Here is a 16,251-nt window from a genome sequence, read left to right on the forward strand (position 1 = left end):
AACATCTCACTGTCCAGGCCAACAGTAGTTGAGCCTCGGTGGTAGAAATTGTGAGCGTTCCCTGCTCCCTGCCTGCGAGTAGCATGCGTTACAAGCCTTTAACCAGTATTTGGTTGTGTATCACCGACTGATTCCCCCTCACTCGCACTCTCTTTACTTTGAATGAACCGAAGTGCCAGGTAGAGGTCTGGCGCCAGAATCATGTCATCATCATTCATTGTTGGCCGACTCTCTTTAAACCAGCGGGTTAACTCCGTTTTCCTGCCCGCGAGGATTAATTTAATCTGTCGACCTTTCAGATCGCGCTTTAACTCATTAATGGTTGCCAGAACGCTGATGTCTGAATAGGTGAAGCAGGCAACGGCATCAATGACCACCCATTTAGGCTGTAAGGCTGCCCCATCAACCAGGTTCAATACCCGGCGTTTAAAATAAGCCACGTTAAAATAGGTCAACGGTGAGTTAAATCGATACATCAGTACGCCCGGGACCATTTTAATATCGTTCGTATTTCCTAATGAGTGAATCATTCCATCGTCGTCAGTGCCCAGTAAGTGCTCAGAGGGACGAAACACTGTACGAAGGAACTGTAACAGGCCAAGCAACACCGCAAGGCCAATCCCCTGGATAACGCCGATAATTAAAACGCAGCCAAACGTGAAGAAGGCCAGACGAAATGCCTGCTTATTTCTGCGCCTCAGGTTCCATAATCCACGTAAATCGATTAATGACCACGAGGCATACATTAGAACTATACCTAACGCAGATACCGGAATGTATTGTAATGGCTGAGTGAAAAACACTACGACAATACCGATGATCAAAGCTGCGACCACCGAAACCAGCTGGCTTTTCCCCCCAACCGAATCATTAACCGCGGTCCGGGAATCGGCGCCACTGATAGCAAACCCCTGAGATAACCCCGACATAATGTTCGCAATACCCAGCGCGCGGAACTCTGCATCAGCATTAATTTCATAGCCATTTTTCGCGGCGAAACTGCGGGCGGTCAGCATCAGGCTGACAAAACTGACCAACGCCAGGTTCAGCGCCGGGATCACTAAATCACGCATCGGACCTGGCTGGAACGCCCCCCAGTTAACGACGGGTAAACCTGGCTGGAAGCCTTCTCCCCCAATCGTGGCAATTCCATACTGTTGCGCAGAGGTCACCCATACCAGCGCCGTTGTTATCACAATAGCAATTAAAGGTGCTGGCCACTGGCTGCGATACGTTTTAATCGCCATTAAAATAATTAACGTAAAAAGGGATATCCCTACGGTTAATAAATGGCTATCTGAAAGTCGGCCTGGCAAGGCGATTATTTTTTCAATAACCTGCGCCTCATCAAGCTTAATCCCCAACACCTTGCCTAGTTGCCCGACAATAATCGTCACCGCTACGCCGTTAAGCAGGCCGGTAAGAATGGGATGAGAAAGCAGATCGGCAAGTGCGCCCAGGCGGAATTTACTGGCCAGCAGGCACCACCCGCCCATCATCAATGTCATGATAATTGTCAGTTGCCAGTGCAGTTCGGGATTCCCCGCAGAAAGCGGAAACACGACGGCCGCAATCACCGCGCATGTCGTTGCATCTGGGCCCACAATAAGCTGGCGTGAAGAGCCAAACAGTGCGTAAGCTATCATTGGTAAAACGCAGGAATAGAGCCCTACAATTGCCCCAACACCCGCCAGCTCAGCGTAAGCAATCGCAACGGGTAGCGCTACAGCCGCAACGGATAACCCGGCTTTAACATCATGTTTTAGCCAGCTTTTATCGTAGGCTAACAAATTTTGTAAACCTGGCATGTAGTTTAACAATAGTTTTCCGAACACATTCTTCTCCGGACAGGGATATTTGCCACGTCATGCTGGCACACTTCTCAGTGAGGTTCTGGCTTTCAAATGCTCCGGACTGAGGCCGCCGGCTCTCAGTTCCTGATAAACTACAGCCATCGTACTATTCTGACGGATATTAAACATAGTTCATAAACTACCCCTTAGCCGGGGTTGGCCTGGCCGGATGCTGCAGTGCTGCACGCTGGCAATCTCACCTTCTCTCATATCGTCTGGAATAGCGATGTCATAGAGTCGAGAAAACTATAGTCATGAGCCTATGAATCTATGATACATACGTCAGACAGATCGGCGAGTATAAAAGGCCAGCGTCCACTCCTCGCTCAAAACTGCTTCAGCAACTATGGAACAACAGCGTTATTTTCACAATTTGCGGTAGACACCTTTATTGATATAGCTTTATTGCACGGCTGATTTCGTCCCCGCTAAACATCCTAAAATTTCATCCATGGAGTAACTATCGTTCCTTTGAATTTTCATCTGCTTCCGGCGAATAGTGCTGACAAACACATGCCAGCTTATTCCCGTCAGGATCGCGCAGATAGGCAACATAAAAATCGGGGCCGTACGCGGTTCGTGTCCCTGGCGCGCCTTCATTTTTCCCTCCCGCAAGAAGTCCTGCCGCATGGAAACGTCTGACAAGGTCCGCGTTATCTGCTCGGAATGCGAACATTGTCCCGTTTCCCGCCGTTGCGGGATGCCCGTCAAAAGGAGGGCAAATACAGAAGCTGAATCCCTCATCCGGATTATTTTCATCTCCCCACATTGCCCAGCTCTCTGTCCAGGCAGGCAAACGTGAATAGCCAAGCACGTTAAAAACAGCGTCATAAAACGCCACGGAGCGCTGAAGGTCATTTGTACCTATAGTGATATATGTCAGCATCTTATCACCTCCTCTTTGCCGTTTTTCTGAGCAGACATTATACCTGGGGCTATGAATTAAGGGGCCATAAAAAAGCGGATTTTGAGCATTGTAAGCGTGTGGGCGAAATGGTTTGCTGAACATGTTCTGTAAGGCGATCTCATCCCCCGCCCCATTACGTGAGTATCTCAAGTTTCCGTATATATGCTAAAATTTTTGCAACTGCAGATCGAAAATCACCCTTTAAAATTTCAGTATGTTAGCCAAAGCGAGCGAATATGGATAATATTCCACATAAGCAGATAGTCCTGAAAAGATACCCCGCATGGCTTTGGTGCGGAAGTTTTTATCTGGCGACATTGAATTGCTCTGCAGATGAAATAAATCTGTATTCAATTAACACTGGCTCATACGTTTATCATCTGACAAATAATCACGGACAATACACGGAGAACTTTGAAAACAAGTTTATATCCGTGGAGCGGAAATTCTCGGATACGTCGAAATATAGTGTTGTGCTAGGCACAATGAAAAACAGCTTTAATGACAGATGTCTGGCCGCCGGTGTAAGAAGAGACTGGGCTGGATGGAATAACGGTTGGGTTTTTAAGGGAATCTATGGATATGTAGGCGAATTTTTCTTTGATACTTTCGATGATTGTGGCGACCATGGTTCATACCATGATTTTAAAAAAGTAACAGGGATAGGTTTTTCTCCCTACATATATCATGGATTTCAGTATAATTTTACGTCTTATTTTGGTATGGATGTGGGTATTATCATCCCCTCCGTTTTTGTCATCACGGCCCAATGGAGCTTTAGATAAATCCGTCAACCATGTGTGCAGTGCTGTAACTGTCTGTAAGGGAAACCGCCCCACCGTCTCAACCGGAGGGGCTTAAATTACCGCTGGTGCACGCTCAAAACCACAAGCTAAAAACTATACGTCACCTTCAAACTCCCCGTAGGTGACGTTTTGCGTTGCACAATCGGGCTGTCCCCTGCATCCCCCGTCAGCTGCGTCACACCCGCTGAGGCAAGTACGCTCCAGCGCGAGGTGAGCTTGTGGGTCCAGTCAAGGTTCATCGACCAGGCATAAATCCCGGCCCCGGCGTCATGTCGGGCAAAACCCGATGCGGCCGATTGGGCGGCGTTTACCCCGTAGTACGTCTGCATATACTTGTCCGATCCCCAACTGCCGGTCAGCGCCAGCGCCACCTCAGTTTTTGGTGAGGTGTAGAACGGGCTGGAAATGCCAAAATGTACCGCTTCACCGTTGTCTCTTTCAGAAACCGGTACCTCAGCCTGCAGCTGCAGGTGAAGCCAGTCGGTCACCTTGTACTCAAGCCCGGGCACCACGATAGCCGAGCCTTTAATCTCCCCCATTCCTCGCAGCTCGTCGCTGCCGGAGCCGATCGAATCGCTGCTCACGTCTTTATCCTTACGGCCCGTTCGATAGCTCAGCGCTGCGCTGTAATCCAGGTTGCCGATATTGTTACCGTAACCGATCCCGCGCGTGGTGCCGATGAAGAAGCCATTTTCCATGGAATAATCCACTACCTGAGCCGCTGAGACGCGGGTTTTATCTGAACCCGAATAGCGCGGCCCTACATCCACGCCGCCCCCCAGAGTTAAGACGTTACCCTGCCGCTGTTCTTCCGCCAGTACAGGCGTAGCCAGTAACGCCAGAACAACGCCCGGCACGATGGTTTTCAGGCAGCGGCCCGAAAGTAAATGAGGGAACGTATGACGCAGTTCGATGTTTCTCATTAAGGAAGTCCTTATGGATTCAAATGATGACGATGCATGCGGTTAACCGCCAGAACGCCCATTTTGAATACTCACCCTAAGGTTCTTATGAGCCGAAAATGAAGAAACGCTGAAGCGCAAGCAGGTGCTGTAAACCAGGCTGATTTCCTGATACCGTTTTTTTCTTAAGATGTTCTTCATTCACGGTTGATACCGTTACCAGTGTGAAAATTCTACTAATCGAAGACGACCTGGATCTCGGCAATGGCGTACGTATCGCTCTATCAGATCAAGGGTTTGACGTCATATGGGTTCGCCGTAAAGAGGATGCGCTGCATCAGCTTGACGTCTGCGTGCCGGAACTTATTTTGCTCGACCTCGGGCTGCCCGACGGAGATGGCATGAGCCTGATGACGCGTTTGCGTCAGCAGCTCAAGGGGATCCCGGTCATCATCCTGACGGCGCGAGGGACATTGCAGGATCGCCTGCGGGGGTTGGATGCCGGCGCGGACGACTATCTCGTCAAACCTTTTATTCTCGCCGAGCTGCTGGCGCGAGTGAGGGCTCTTGCACGGCGCAGCTACGGTTTTGAGAATGAGGCGATAGAAATTCGCGGGCTCTCTCTTCATATACCGACGCGTCGCGTGACGGTGAGTGCGCGCCATATCGATTTAACGGCCAGTGAATACGCGCTGCTGGAGACGTTGATGCTGCGCGCGGACCGCGTGCTGACCCGGCGGTTTCTGGAAGAAAGGATATTCGGCAACAAAGAGAATCTCAGCAATGCGCTCGACGTGCATATGGGCAATTTGCGGCGAAAAATCGGCGACGGCTATGTGCGAACGGTCCGGGGCGTCGGGTACGTTATTGATACCGTCTCAATACAGAAGGTGACCGGTTGATGCAAAACGTCTGGTATCACCTGAGGCGACCGACTCTGGTACGGCGAATTATCATCGCCCAGATGCTGCTGCTTACCCTGCTGTGGTGTCTTTTTTTAACCTTCATTCTGTGGGAGGACCTGCGTAGCCCTCCTATCATCACGGGCAGCAAAACGTACGAAACCGTTTTTACCCTGGCTGAGCGTATGGACGGGCGCCCGCAGGACCGTACCGCCGTGCTGGAGGCCTTCAGCAAGGCGCTGCGTGAAGGTTACGGCGGAGGGGAAGATCCCCTGCTGTCGATTAACCTCATCGTTCGCAAAAATAATAACGTTATTTTTTCATCCGACGGAGCACCCGCGGGGATAACAAATACCCGACAAGGCGAAATGGAGCACGTTCAAAGTGAAGGTCGCATCTGGACCAGCCGAACCCTGAAATCGCCCCACTCCGACGTGGAGGTAACCCTTTTCACCCCTGCCAGCGGCTGGAACTTCTTTATCTACCTGAACTCGCGCGGATACTACATTCTGCCGCTTCTGGTTTGTTTCCCTTTTCTGCTGTTTCCCGCATGGCTCTCCATCCGCATTGCGATGCGTCCGTGGAATAAGGTGGTCAATGAAATTACGTTACGCACGCCGGACGATCTCTCTCCTTTAAAAGCCGTACCGAAGCACAGAGAGCTTCGCCAGATGGTGGACGCGATCAATGACTTCCTTGCCCGGGTGCGTGAAAGCGCGGAAAGGGAGCGGGTTTTCATCGCGGATGCCGCACACGAGCTGCGTACGCCCCTCGCGGCGATGCGCATCAACGTGGAGGCGCTGCAGTCCTGGGTCATCAGCGAAAGCCAGCAGGAGCTGCTTGCCGGCGTGATCCGCAGCAACAGCCGCGCCGCACGTCTCGTCAATCAGCTTCTGCTGATGATGCACAGTGAAGCGAGTATTGATACGGTCATGGAGCCCGTGCCGCTGACGACGCTCGTCCAGGAGCGCATGGCCGAGCTGGAACCCTTAGCGTCTGCGCGCAGGATCGAGCTGGAATTCTTTGCCGAGGATGAAGTCTGGATCCCCGGCGCCAGGGAACGCCTGGTGTCGTTGATTGATAATCTTATTGAGAATGCGGTGAAGTACAGCCCCGAGGGCGGGCGGATTCAGGTCGACGTGCGGGCGGGCGATCGCGGCGTCCAGCTGCGCGTCTCCGATGCGGGCCCGGGTATTCCGGTCGAGCTGCAGGAGCGCGTGTTCGACCGCTTTTTCCGCGATCCCAATCAGGTGCAGAGCGGCAGCGGGCTGGGGCTTGCCATCGTTAAAGCGGTGGCGCAGCAACACAACAGCAGCGTAAACCTGACAACCTCTGCAGAAGGTGGCCTCCTGGTGACGGTAGACTTCCCGAACCGCACGTTTAGCTAAAGCAGAACAGGGGGTTTGATCGCAAATGCCGCAGATTGCTTCAAAAAAATTACGGTGTTTGTTATATTGTTGTTTATTGCTTATTCACCTCTGCGGTGCCAAAAAGAACAAGATTCACCGCAACCCAGGACAGAGAAATGTTAGATTACCGCTTCCCGACAGCTTTGCAGATGGTTCTCAGCGTAGCGATGGCGGAGCAATTGGGTGAACGTTCGACGAGTGCGATTCTGGCCTACGGTCTGGAAGCGAACCCGAGCTTCATCCGCAAATTGATGGTTCCGCTGACGCGAGACGGCATTATCGTCTCAACGCTTGGCCGTAACGGCTCCATTCATCTTGGTCGCCCGCCGGAAGAGATCACCCTGCGCGACATCTACCTTTCGGTCATCGAAGATAAAAAGTTGTGGGCCTCCCGCCCTGACGTGCCGGCCCGCTGCGTGGTCAGCGCCAACGCCTGCTGGTACTTCAAATCAATTTCTGAAGAAGCCGAAGAGGCTTCGTTAGCAGTACTGGCCCGCCATACCGTGGCAAGCGCCCTGGAAGCGGTGAAAAACGCCGACAGCAGCGGATGGGATCCACTCCCCGACCTCATTGCCCAGTATCAAAAAACGTCATAACGTTTTACCTGATGCGAAAAAAAAACCGCCTTCACTATGAAGGCGGTTTTTTATTATCGGCAACGTCCTTATGCGGGCAGAACGTCCCTTTCCTCTTTTTTCCCGCGCGTCACGAACTTACGCAGCGTCACGTAGAACACCGGCGTCAGGAACAGACCAAACAGCGTCACCCCAAGCATGCCGGAGAATACCGTGATCCCCGTGACGCCGCGCACTTCTGCGCCAGCGCCGTGACCGAGGATCAGTGGAATGGTCCCGGCGATAAAGGCGATGGAGGTCATCACAATCGGGCGTAAACGCAGGCGGCAAGCCTCCAGCGCGGCCTCCATGATGCCTTTGCCCTGAATTTCAAGCTCGCGGGCAAACTCCACGATAAGAATGGCGTTTTTACAGGCCAGCCCCATCAGCACCACCAGCCCCACCTGCACGAAGACGTTGTTATCGCCCCCGGTCAGCCAGACGCCAAACAGTGCGGAGAGCATGGTCATCGGCACGATGAGGATCACCGCCAGCGGCAGCGTCCAGCTTTCATACAGCGCCGCCAGCACCAGGAACGCCAGCAGCACCGCCACCGGGAAGACGATCAGCGCCGTATTGCCCTGAGTGGCCTGCTGGAAGCTCAGATCCGTCCATTCAATGTTCATCCCGTTTGGCAGGATCTGCTTAGACATCGCGTCCAGCTGCGTCATCGCCTGCGCAGATGAGAGCACGCGCGGGTCGGCATCGCCAATCAGGTCCGCCGCCGGGTAGCCGTTGTAACGGATCACCGGATCCGGCCCGTAGGTGGTCGTGATTTTCACCATACTGCCAATCGGCACCATTTCGCCCTGGCTGTTGCGGGTGCGCAGATTCGCAATATCTTCGACGCTGTCGCGGAACTGCCCGTCGGCCTGCGCCATCACGCGCCAGGTTCGTCCGAACTGGTTGAAGTCATTGACGTACGACGAGCCCAGATAGGTTTGCAGCGTCCCGAATAGATCGGTCAGCGACACGCCCTGCGCTTTCGCCTTATCGCGGTCAACCTGGACGTCCAGCTGCGGAACGTTAGCCTGATAGGTTGAGATCGGGAAATGCATTCCCGGGGTCTGCATAATCGCACCGGACATGGTGTTCACCGCGTTTTGCAGCGCGCCATAGCCCAGACCGCCGCGATCCTGAATATACAGAGAATAGCCCGACCCCTGACCCAGCCCTAAAATCGGCGGCGGCAGAATGGAGAAGCCAAAGCCTTCCTGGATTTGCGCGATTTTCGCATTAATCTCCGCATTAATTTCCGCAGCGGAATGTTTACGCTGATCGAACGGCTTCAGGCCAAAGAACACCGTACCGGTATTCGGCGTATTGGTGAACTGCAGCGCGTTCAGCCCCGGAAACGCGACCGCATAGTCCACGCCTTCGGTATTCATCCCGATTTCGCTCATTTTGCGGATCACCGCGTCGGTACGCGCCAGAGAAGAGCCTTCCGGCATCTTCACACCGCCAATCAGGTAAAGCTTGTCCTGCGTCGGAATAAACCCGCCGGGCACCGCTTTAAACATGACGCCTGCGGCACAAAGCAGCAGCAGATAAACCACGAATACCGCGCCGCGCCGTCCCAGCGTTTTACCCACCAGCCCCTGATAGCCGTTTGAGCTGCGGAGGAAAAAGCGGTTAAACGGACGGAAAATCCAGCCGAACAGACGATCGATAAGCCGGGTCGGGAAATCCTTCGGCGCGCCGTGCGGCTTTAAAAGCAGTGCCGCCAGCGCCGGAGAGAGCGTCAGCGAGTTAATAGCGGAGATCACCGTCGAAATCGCGATCGTCACCGCAAACTGCTTGTAGAACTGACCGGTAACGCCCGAGAGAAACGCCATCGGCACAAATACCGCGCACAGCACCAGCGCAATCGCGATAATCGGCCCGGACACTTCACGCATCGCCTGGTGCGCTGCCGCAAGCGGCGCAAGCCCCTCTTCTATGTTTCGCTCTACGTTTTCCACCACCACGATGGCGTCGTCCACCACGATACCGATGGCGAGCACCAGCCCGAACAGGCTGAGGGTATTCAGCGAGAAGCCGAGCAGGTAAAGAATGCTGAAGGTACCCACCACCGACACCGGCACCGCGATCAGCGGAATGATCGACGCGCGCCAGGTTTGCAGGAACAGAATGACCACCAGCACGACCAACACCACGGCTTCCAGCAGCGTTTGCACCACCGCACGGATCGAATCGCGCACAAAGACCGTCGGATCGTAAGGTGCCGCCCACTTCATGTCCGCCGGGAAGCGCGTCGACAGTTCGTCCATTTTCGCGCGCACCGCGTTAGACAGATCGATAGCGTTCGCCCCCGGCGACTGGAAGATACCAATCCCGACCGCGTCTTTATTGTTCAGCTGGGAACGCAGGGCATAGCTCCCGGACCCCATTTCAATCCGCGCCACGTCGCGCAGGCGGACGACCGTACCGTCCTGCGTCGTTTTCAGGACAATATTGCCAAACTCTTCTTCGGTGTGCAGACGCCCCTGGGCGTTAATGGAGATCAGGAAGTCGCTCTCTTTCGGCAGCGGCTCGGCGCCAAGCTGACCGGCGGAAACCTGTACGTTTTGCTCCTGCATCGCCGTGACCACGTCCGAGGCAGTCAGCCCGCGCGCCGCCACTTTATTAGGGTCCAGCCAGACGCGCATCGCGTACTCGCCGGAGCCGAAAATCTGGATCTGGCCGACGCCGGGCAGGCGCGCCAGCTCATCCTTTACCTTCAGCGTGGCGTAGTTGCGCATATACAGCGAATCGTACTTACCGTTTGGCGAAAACAGATGCACCACCAGCGTCAGCGTGGGCGACTGCTTCTGGGTGGTAATGCCCAGACGCCGCACGTCTTCCGGCAGACGCGCCTCGGCCTGCGCGACGCGGTTCTGCACCTGAACCTGCGCCTGATCCGGGTCAGTCCCCGGACGGAAGGTGACGGTGGTCACCAGCACGCCGTCCGAGCCCGCGACGGATTTCATGTACATCATGTTCTCGACGCCGTTAATCGCCTCTTCCAGCGGCGTCGCCACGGTCTCGGCAATCACTTTCGGGTTAGCGCCCGGGTACTCCGCACGCACCTGCACGCTTGGCGGCACGACGTCAGGGTATTCGCTCACCGGCAGCAGCGGGATGGCGATTAGCCCTGTGATAAAAATCAGAATCGACAGGACGGCAGCAAAGATCGGCCTGTCGATGAAAAAGCGGGAAAAGTCCATGGGTTGGATTCTCAGGTCAAGGGATCAGTTGAGGGCGCTGGTGGCGGTCATGGCAACGGTTTTGGCGTTAACCGGCATACCCGGCATAAACACTTTCTGTAAACCCTCGACGATGACTTTGTCGCCAGGATTCAGCCCCTGCCGCACGATGCGTAAACCGTCTGCCAGACGACCCGGCGTAATGTCGCGACGCTGTGCTTTCCCCTCTTTATCGACGATATAAACGTATTTACGATCCTGATCGGTCAGCACCGCCTTGTCGTCAATCAGCGTGGCTTTGAATTCCGCGCTGCCCGGCAGGCGTACGCGGGCAAACAGCCCCGGCGTGAACTGACGCTGTGAGTTATCCAGCAGCGCGCGCATGCGGATGGTCCCGGTGCTCGGCGTGAGCTGGTTATCCAGGAAATCCACTTTGCCCTGATGGGGATAGCCCTCATCGCCCGTCAGGCCAATCTCAACCGGCAGCGCCGTGTGATTGCTGGACGCCCCCTGCCCGCTGCGGGCCAGATTTTGGTAGTGAAGGTAGGTTGACTCGTCCACGTCAAAGTAGACGTACACCGTCTTCTGCGAGACCAGCGTGGTGAGGACGCTGGCGGTATCGCCCGCAGTCACCAGGTTACCGCTGGTGATCAGCGCCCGGCTGGCGCGACCGTCGATAGGCGCGGTCACTTTGGTGAAGTCCAGGTTGAGCTGGGCTGCGTCAACCGCCGCCTGCGCGGCGCGAATGTCGGCCTGCGCCTGAACGGCAGCCGAACGTCGCTGCTCCCACTCTTCCCGTGAGACCAGATGGGTATTGATCAGCTTATCGGTACGGTTAGCCTCACTTTGCGCGAGGCTGGCCTGCGTTTTGGCTCTTGCCAGGTTCGCCTGCGCCTGTTCCAGCGCGGCGCGATAGGTACGGTCATCAATGGTGAACAGCACCTCGCCCTTCTTCACTTCCTGGCCGTCGGTGTAATTCACCTTATCAATGTAGCCGGAAACGCGCGGGCGCAGCTGAACGCTCTCCACCGCTTCAATCCGGCCGTTAAAGCTATCCCATTGGCTAATCGATTTCACCACCACGTCAGCGGCACTCACGGCAGGCGCAGGTGGCGCGGCATTTTGCGCGACGCTGTTATCGCATCCGACGAGCAGCACGGAGAGCAATATTGCCCCCAGCGCGCTCAGAGGAGAGTTACCCCAGGTTTTTTGCAGGCTCATTATTTTTATTCCAGTAATTGTCGCCACCGGGCAAGACGCAGCAGGAGGCACCGCGCCACTTCCTTTGTCCGGGGGCTGTCTTCAGGCCATTTGTGTCGTTCATCGCCACAAAACTGTAACAGTTGCGAATACACTATTCGCGGCGATTGTAGGAAGGCGCTTAACTAAGTGCAAGAATAATTGTTGCACTTTATGTGCTATTTGAGCGGATGTGAAAAGACCCGTTTCGGTCAGGGATTTAAATGCAACAATAAAACTTGCAATTACTGAAAAAACGCGCCACCTTTAAATGCAACAGACAAAGATACTTTTTCATCCGCTGCGTGGGGGTAACCAGATGAACACTGGCGCATTTATGCATGATTTACTCGACTGGATCGCCAACAACCTGGACAGTCGCCTGGACATTGAGACCGTCGCCAGGCGTTCCGGCTACTCGAAATGGCACCTCCAGCGCCTGTTCAAAGAGCATACGGGCTATCCCCTCGCCGGGTATATTCGTGCGCAAAAGCTGCAAAAATCGGTTGAGCGGTTATCCCACAGCGACGAACCGATTCTGAACGTGGCGATCGCGCTGGGCTTTGACTCCCAGCAGTCCTTCAACCGCAGCTTTAAGCGTCAGTATGGTCAGGCGCCTGGGGCATGGCGGCGCAGTATAGGTGGCCCCGAAACGCAGCAGCTTCGCCAGTAATGCATATTTTGCTGCAACATCGATCTGTTGCTGATATACTGTATATAAATACAGTATAGCGAGGTGAACGATGGCTGTTGAAACAAAATTTGTTGTCGTAAGAAAAGGTGAAGAGAAAATGACATTTGCCAGTAAGAAAGAGGCTGACGCTCATGACAAGCTGCTTGATATGGCCGACGCGTTCACCGACTGGCTGTTGCAAAGCGGAATGCAGATGGATGAAACGCAGGCTGAAAATCTTGGCCTGTATCTCGCCGAGCAGAAAGAGACCGTGCAGCATATTCTTCGTACCAGCAAGCTTCCCGATCTCACTGCTCCAGCGGTAGCGGATAAAACAGAATCCGATGCGGCTGACACGAAAAAAATCAGGGCAGTGAAGGCGGCCTGATTGTCTGAACAATCATCACCAATTTTGAACTATTCACCAGGCCCGGCAGCCAATTCCGGGCTCCCCCTTTGCCAGAGATTCGTTTCTTAATAATTGCTCTTTCATTCTTAATTGACAGTCATTGCACGTCATGCCTGCGATCGTTTTTTAACTGATGGCTGCATCAGGTATAAATATTGCTGATGTCTTATGAAACATTTTAATAATGAAGGAATTAGCTGCAGTTCGTAGTGATCTTCATGTTTGGATGAGATATAACCTGCTGCGGAAATTAACATTCTTGTAACGTTGATAAGGCTAAACAAATGAAGCAGGTTGGTATTGTTGGTTGGCGAGGAATGGTTGGTTCTGTTTTATTACAGAGAATGGTCGAAGAGAACGACTTCGACGATATCTCAGCGCATTTTTACAGTACTTCAAGCGCCGGGGCCGCCGGTCCAGTCATTGGCGGCGTCAGCTACACACTCAAAGATGCTAATTCTATCAGTGACCTGGCCGAAATGGATATCATCATTACCTGTCAGGGCGGTGATTACACAAAAGCAATCTATCCTGCTTTGATTAATTGTGGCTGGCAAGGCTACTGGATTGACGCGGCCTCAGCGCTACGGATGGATGAGAAAGCCTGCATTATTCTCGACCCCGTCAATCGCCCCACGATTGATCGTGCCGTTAAAGAGGGAATTAAACTTTTTGTCGGTGGCAACTGTTCCATCACGCTGAGTCTTATGGGGCTGGCAGGGTTGATTAAGGCTGACCTGATCGAATGGATGAGCGTTATGACCTATCAGTCTGCATCAGGTGCGGGAGCGCAATATGTCAGGGAATTAATTGTTCAAAGTGCCTGGATCAGTGAGCATTTGTCCTCTGATGAACTGGCATCATCAGGTTCAGTGCTGCCTTTAGTCAATAAAGTCAGTGCGTTAATTAATAGCGCTGACATGCCGATACAGAATTTCGGCGCGCCTTTAATGGGCAGCATTATACCGTGGATTGACAGCGATTTAGGGGATGGTAATAGCCGTGAAGAGTGGAAAGGTGAAGCCGAAACAAACAAAATTCTTGGTTTGTCTCCTGGTGCGATCCCGGTAAATGGATTGTGTATTCGTGTTGGCGTGATACGCTGCCACAGCGCCGCAATCACCATGAAGCTCAGGCGTGACGTCAGCGAAGAAGAATTTGCAGCGTTAGTGACGCATTCTCATCCCTGGGTTAACTATGTGCCCAATAACAAGGTTGAAAGCGTCAGTAAATTGACCCCGGCTTATATCAGCGGTTCGCTTCAGGTTGGTATTGGCCGTTACAAGAAAATGTCTCTCAACAACGATCCAATATATTCGGTTCTGACGGTTGGCGATCAGCTATTGTGGGGAGCGGCGGAGCCCTTGCGCCGCATGTTGAATATTCTGCTGGGCAAAATCTAAGACATATTTTCTGAATAAAAGCATCTATTGAACAGGTGCTTTTATTGTATTGTCTCAGCAGGTTCGTGCCAACGCCGCCAAAGTCATTTCACGCGCGTGACGCAATACCGATTTTATTTCGCCTGCCGGGATATCAGCGAGCCCCAGTCCGCGTAGCAGGAATATGCCTTCTACAGCGAGAAACGCGTGCCTGACATCGGCCATCTCCTCTCCAGCCTCGCGTAGCGGTTCGAGGAGTGTGCGATACAGGTTGCGAGCGGGCGCCAGCATACCTGGCGCATGCACGAGAGCCGTAATAAGAAACGCCGCCATCTGTGTTACAGCATCCTCTTCCTCCAGCGCTTCCTCGATGTGCGCAAGAATTAATTCTCGTGGCCCTGCGGCGGTAGCTGTAAGACGCTGACTGACTGCCTGCTGGAAACGCGTCACTTCGCGCTCAAGCACGGCGTAAATCAGGCCATCCTTTGATGAAAAGGTATACACAAGGCCGCCTTTACTGATGCCAGCACGTTCCGCGACGGCATCCAGCGTAAATACGCGCCCTCCAGACTCAAGGATGATGCTTTCAGCAGCATCTAAAACCAGCTCCCGATCGATTTCTTTTTTGCGCGTCACGATTTCCCCTTGCTTAATTCGACTGATCAGTCGGATAATGTTTTCGACTGGCCAGTCACATTAGCACTGCAAGCCTTGCCCGACAAGATTGCAATGCGTTCATTTCCTGATAAACCTATGAAAGGCAAGAAAATGAATGAATTATTACCCTCTGCAGCACTCGCACATTTTGTGATGAAAGTGAACGATGTTGATGCCAGCTATGCATTTTACCAGGGGCTAGGCCTGCGTGCGCTCGACAAATTTCCGGGCATGGCGATTATTGAGTTACGCGGCGGCACCCATTTATTGTTGACCGAAAAGGATGTGCCTGAAACGCAGAGTCTGCATATCAGCCGCGTTGGTCAGCGGCCAGATTTTGCTGCAGAAAAAATTGATCTCATGATCGCGGGCCATTCCAGATCGGAACTTGAAACGTATCGAACTGGCCTCATCGCAAAGGGATATTCAGCTCAGGAAATTGCGCAGGAAACGCTATTTGGACATCATTATTTTTCCCTGCAGGATCCGGATGGAAACGGTATAAGTTTCTATACCAGCCACTGTAGCCAACAGCCTGTTTAAATCAGTTTTAGACTGCGAAGTGCTCTCCGAAAGTGCTTCGCACTACTACCTTCAGTTGCCCCCACCAAATTTTGCCCCAACCTCTCCGGCACATCTGGTGTATTGTTTTTAAACAATAACATCCATTAAAGGACACCTGCGCAATGATCAGCATCCTCGGCAAAACCACCTCCATCAACGTTCGTAAAGTGCTCTGGACCTGCGAAGAAGCGGGCATAGCCTATCAGCAGGAAGATTACGGCAGCGGTTTTGCCTCGACGGAAACGGATGCCTTCCGCGCACTGAACCCCAACGCCATGGTGCCGGTGCTGATTGATGGCGATTTCGTGCTGTGGGAGTCCAATTCCATCTGCCGTTATCTGGCGCGCAAGGCCGAACGTCACGATCTGCTGCCCACAGAACCGCAGGCCTGCGCCAACGTTGAGCGCTGGATGGACTGGCAGGCCACTGAATTTAACAACGCCTGGCGCTATGTCTTCCCGGCCCTGGGGCGTAAAAACCCGGACTTTAACGACCCTGAGCGCATTGCGGCGGGAATCAAAGAGTGGAACCACTGCATCACCATTCTGGAAAACCAGCTGCAGCGCACCGGGGCTTTTGCGGCGGGCGAGACGTTTACCCTTGCGGACGTGGTGCTTGGGCTGTCGGTGAATCGCTGGAAAATGACGCCGTTTGATAAGCCAGACGTGCCCGCCATTGAGGCGTGGTTCGAGCGCCTTAACCAGCGTCCGGCATTTTTGCGTCACGGCAATAACGGTATGGTGTAAAAC

The 16,251-nt window shown here is 53.5% G+C and carries 15 protein-coding genes; 9 read left to right on the top strand and 6 right to left on the bottom strand.

Features of this window, described 5'->3' with window-relative positions:
• Positions 1 to 98 precede the first annotated feature (98 nt).
• Together USH94_RS06410 and USH94_RS06415 are read right to left on the bottom strand one after the other, a co-directional pair.
• Positions 99 to 1,835: a SulP family inorganic anion transporter gene (locus USH94_RS06410; protein ID WP_111965747.1), complete on the bottom strand. Its 1,737-nt coding sequence runs from the start codon at positions 1,833 to 1,835 to the stop codon at positions 99 to 101.
• Positions 1,836 to 2,313: 478 nt separating this feature from the next.
• Positions 2,314 to 2,739: a VOC family protein gene (locus USH94_RS06415; RefSeq protein ID WP_111965746.1), complete on the bottom strand. Its 426-nt coding sequence runs from the start codon at positions 2,737 to 2,739 to the stop codon at positions 2,314 to 2,316.
• Between the two features lie 257 nt (positions 2,740 to 2,996).
• On the opposite strand from USH94_RS06415, the gene USH94_RS06420 reads away from it, so the two are divergent.
• Positions 2,997 to 3,545 carry a hypothetical protein gene (locus tag USH94_RS06420; protein ID WP_223582071.1) on the top strand — a complete coding sequence of 183 codons (549 nt, stop codon included), beginning with the start codon at positions 2,997 to 2,999 and terminating at the stop codon, positions 3,543 to 3,545.
• 107 nt (positions 3,546 to 3,652) lie between these two features.
• On the opposite strand, the gene USH94_RS06425 is transcribed toward USH94_RS06420, so the two are convergent.
• Positions 3,653 to 4,489, bottom strand: a complete 837-nt coding sequence (locus USH94_RS06425) for a MipA/OmpV family protein (protein ID WP_111965745.1) — start codon at positions 4,487 to 4,489, stop codon at positions 3,653 to 3,655.
• Between the two features lie 203 nt (positions 4,490 to 4,692).
• On the opposite strand from USH94_RS06425, the gene USH94_RS06430 reads away from it, so the two are divergent.
• The 3 genes from USH94_RS06430 to USH94_RS06440 all read left to right on the top strand — a co-directional run bounded on the left by USH94_RS06430 (position 4,693) and on the right by USH94_RS06440 (position 7,375).
• Entirely contained in the window at positions 4,693 to 5,370 is a 678-nt protein-coding gene (locus USH94_RS06430; RefSeq protein ID WP_111965744.1) for a response regulator transcription factor, read from the top strand.
• Positions 5,370 to 6,758: a sensor histidine kinase gene (locus USH94_RS06435; RefSeq protein WP_111965743.1), complete on the top strand. Its 1,389-nt coding sequence runs from the start codon at positions 5,370 to 5,372 to the stop codon at positions 6,756 to 6,758. The genes USH94_RS06430 and USH94_RS06435 overlap by 1 nt, the downstream gene beginning before the upstream one ends.
• Positions 6,759 to 6,895: 137 nt before the next feature.
• Complete coding sequence (locus USH94_RS06440; RefSeq protein WP_029739386.1) at positions 6,896 to 7,375, top strand: RrF2 family transcriptional regulator; 480 nt, start codon at positions 6,896 to 6,898, stop codon at positions 7,373 to 7,375.
• A gap of 68 nt (positions 7,376 to 7,443) precedes the next feature.
• Here USH94_RS06440 and oqxB read toward each other — a convergent pair whose 3' ends face one another.
• Together oqxB and USH94_RS06450 are read right to left on the bottom strand one after the other, a co-directional pair.
• Positions 7,444 to 10,599, bottom strand: coding sequence for a multidrug efflux RND transporter permease subunit OqxB (gene oqxB, locus USH94_RS06445; protein WP_111965742.1), 3,156 nt, complete (start codon positions 10,597 to 10,599; stop codon positions 7,444 to 7,446).
• Positions 10,600 to 10,623: 24 nt separating this feature from the next.
• Positions 10,624 to 11,799 (bottom strand): efflux RND transporter periplasmic adaptor subunit, encoded by a 1,176-nt coding sequence (locus USH94_RS06450; RefSeq protein WP_111965741.1) that lies wholly within the window; start codon positions 11,797 to 11,799, stop codon positions 10,624 to 10,626.
• A 337-nt stretch (positions 11,800 to 12,136) separates the two neighbouring features.
• Between USH94_RS06450 and USH94_RS06455 the strand changes: the two genes are divergently transcribed.
• The 3 genes from USH94_RS06455 to asd all read left to right on the top strand — a co-directional run bounded on the left by USH94_RS06455 (position 12,137) and on the right by asd (position 14,302).
• A complete protein-coding gene (locus USH94_RS06455) occupies positions 12,137 to 12,490 on the top strand; it encodes a helix-turn-helix domain-containing protein (RefSeq protein ID WP_111965740.1) in 354 nt (117 codons plus the stop codon).
• 70 nt (positions 12,491 to 12,560) lie between these two features.
• Positions 12,561 to 12,878 carry a YebG family protein gene (locus tag USH94_RS06460; protein ID WP_059365166.1) on the top strand — a complete coding sequence of 106 codons (318 nt, stop codon included), beginning with the start codon at positions 12,561 to 12,563 and terminating at the stop codon, positions 12,876 to 12,878.
• A gap of 305 nt (positions 12,879 to 13,183) precedes the next feature.
• Positions 13,184 to 14,302 (top strand): aspartate-semialdehyde dehydrogenase, encoded by a 1,119-nt coding sequence (gene asd / locus USH94_RS06465; RefSeq protein WP_111965739.1) that lies wholly within the window; start codon positions 13,184 to 13,186, stop codon positions 14,300 to 14,302.
• A gap of 54 nt (positions 14,303 to 14,356) precedes the next feature.
• On the opposite strand, the gene USH94_RS06470 is transcribed toward asd, so the two are convergent.
• A complete protein-coding gene (locus tag USH94_RS06470; protein ID WP_111965738.1) occupies positions 14,357 to 14,917 on the bottom strand; it encodes a TetR/AcrR family transcriptional regulator in 561 nt (186 codons plus the stop codon).
• Positions 14,918 to 14,926: 9 nt separating this feature from the next.
• Here USH94_RS06470 and USH94_RS06475 point away from each other — a divergent pair, with 9 nt between their 5' ends.
• Positions 14,927 to 15,481, top strand: coding sequence for a VOC family protein (locus USH94_RS06475; protein ID WP_258525067.1), 555 nt, complete (start codon positions 14,927 to 14,929; stop codon positions 15,479 to 15,481).
• 143 nt (positions 15,482 to 15,624) lie between these two features.
• Positions 15,625 to 16,248: a glutathione S-transferase family protein gene (locus tag USH94_RS06480; RefSeq protein ID WP_111965736.1), complete on the top strand. Its 624-nt coding sequence runs from the start codon at positions 15,625 to 15,627 to the stop codon at positions 16,246 to 16,248.
• The last annotated feature ends 3 nt before the right edge of the window (positions 16,249 to 16,251 follow it).

The sequence above is a fragment of the Enterobacter sp. 148H3 genome (assembly GCF_034107425.1).
Classification (GTDB): Bacteria; Pseudomonadota; Gammaproteobacteria; order Enterobacterales; family Enterobacteriaceae; genus Enterobacter; species Enterobacter vonholyi.

What these genes read in the sequence shown, in the direction of transcription:
- USH94_RS06440 (WP_029739386.1), top strand. Translation starts at nt 6,896, where the DNA reads ATGTTAGATTACCGCTTCCCGACAGCTTTGCAGATGGTTCTCAGCGTA.
- USH94_RS06480 (WP_111965736.1), top strand. Translation starts at nt 15,625, where the DNA reads ATGATCAGCATCCTCGGCAAAACCACCTCCATCAACGTTCGTAAAGTG.
- oqxB (WP_111965742.1), bottom strand. Translation starts at nt 10,599, where the DNA reads ATGGACTTTTCCCGCTTTTTCATCGACAGGCCGATCTTTGCTGCCGTC.
- USH94_RS06420 (WP_223582071.1), top strand. Translation starts at nt 2,997, where the DNA reads ATGGATAATATTCCACATAAGCAGATAGTCCTGAAAAGATACCCCGCA.
- USH94_RS06435 (WP_111965743.1), top strand. Translation starts at nt 5,370, where the DNA reads ATGCAAAACGTCTGGTATCACCTGAGGCGACCGACTCTGGTACGGCGA.
- USH94_RS06455 (WP_111965740.1), top strand. Translation starts at nt 12,137, where the DNA reads ATGAACACTGGCGCATTTATGCATGATTTACTCGACTGGATCGCCAAC.
- USH94_RS06415 (WP_111965746.1), bottom strand. Translation starts at nt 2,739, where the DNA reads ATGCTGACATATATCACTATAGGTACAAATGACCTTCAGCGCTCCGTG.
- asd (WP_111965739.1), top strand. Translation starts at nt 13,184, where the DNA reads ATGAAGCAGGTTGGTATTGTTGGTTGGCGAGGAATGGTTGGTTCTGTT.
- USH94_RS06425 (WP_111965745.1), bottom strand. Translation starts at nt 4,489, where the DNA reads ATGAGAAACATCGAACTGCGTCATACGTTCCCTCATTTACTTTCGGGC.
- USH94_RS06450 (WP_111965741.1), bottom strand. Translation starts at nt 11,799, where the DNA reads ATGAGCCTGCAAAAAACCTGGGGTAACTCTCCTCTGAGCGCGCTGGGG.
- USH94_RS06460 (WP_059365166.1), top strand. Translation starts at nt 12,561, where the DNA reads ATGGCTGTTGAAACAAAATTTGTTGTCGTAAGAAAAGGTGAAGAGAAA.